General features: G+C 33.6%; 1 protein-coding gene. It reads left to right on the top strand.

Annotated elements, in window-relative coordinates:
- The first annotated feature begins 80 nt into the window (after positions 1-80).
- Positions 81-1,196, top strand: a complete 1,116-nt coding sequence (locus DVG78_RS29830; RefSeq protein WP_114464649.1) for an IS4 family transposase — start codon at positions 81-83, stop codon at positions 1,194-1,196.
- Positions 1,197-1,198 lie beyond the last annotated feature (2 nt).

Raw genomic sequence — 1,198 nt, 5'->3', positions numbered from 1 at the left:
TACTGTACCCGAAGATAATTGCTATGTAAAACAAAAAGGCTGAATTTTGAAGCGACCAAGCATCAAACCAGCCTTTAAGAATGAAAAAAATCATTAGGGACGAAGTTATTAAATTGCTTCAAAAAATCCCATTAGCGACTAACTTAGCCCGTAAAAAATTCATTTCATCTTTTTTGATGGGTCTTATTGATAGCGAAAAAGTACAATTTAGAGAAGTAGCTCTTCATATTGAATCAGAGGCAAAAATTGAATCTATAGAACGCAATATACAGTCCTTTTTCAAAGACTATGAATTTGATTATGACCAAGTATGTCTGTTGTTAGTGTTGTTTTTGCCCAGAGGAAAACTAAGCCTTTCCATAGATCGCACTGAATGGGATTTTGGGATTTACCAATGCAATATTTTGATGATAGTGGCAAAAAATGGTTCAGTAGGAATCCCCTTGTATTGGTCTTTATTAGACAATAAATCAGGCAATAGTCATTGCAAAGACCGCATAGATTTACTTTCTAAGTTGATTAAAGTAATAGGAAAAGAACGAATAGGAGTAATTGTAGGCGATAGAGAATTTATTGGAATTGAGTGGATCAAGTATCTTAAAATCAACGGTATAGAATTCTGCATGAGAGTTCCTAAAAGCCATTTAGTTACGTTGAAAAATGGAGATTGTTATTCGATTGATACACTTCTATCTACACAAACTGAACGATATTTTCAAGATTGCAGAATAGACGGAGTATGGTGTAACACAATGCTGAAACGTATGCCGGATAATGATTTTTTATTTTTAATGGGGAACTTGCCGGCCAAAAAACTCGGCGAATTTTACCGTAGGAGGTGGTGCATAGAAGTCTTATTTCAAACATTCAAAGGGCGTGGTTTTGACTTAGAGTCTACTCATTTAAAATCCAGCAAAAAATTGAGTAAGCTAATAGTTTTTGTTAGCATAGCGGTGGCTATCTGTGTCAAAGTAGGCGAATATCATCACAAAAATATACAAAAAATAAAAACAAATAATAAGGGCCGACAAACGAATAGCTTTTTTAGAAAAGGAAGTGATATTCTACGAAGAGGTCTCAAAAACGCAAATGATAATTTTATACGCTTATGCACTGAATATATTGAAATAATGATTCGATGGATTGACATCCAAATATCCTATAATCAGATAGTTACAAAATATCTTCGGCTTTAGTA

Source organism: Runella aurantiaca (assembly GCF_003339505.1).
Lineage (GTDB): Bacteria > Bacteroidota > Bacteroidia > Cytophagales > Spirosomataceae > Runella > Runella aurantiaca.
Note: the sequence above shows the minus strand (reverse complement) of the source record. Positions and strands in the feature narration are given on the sequence as shown.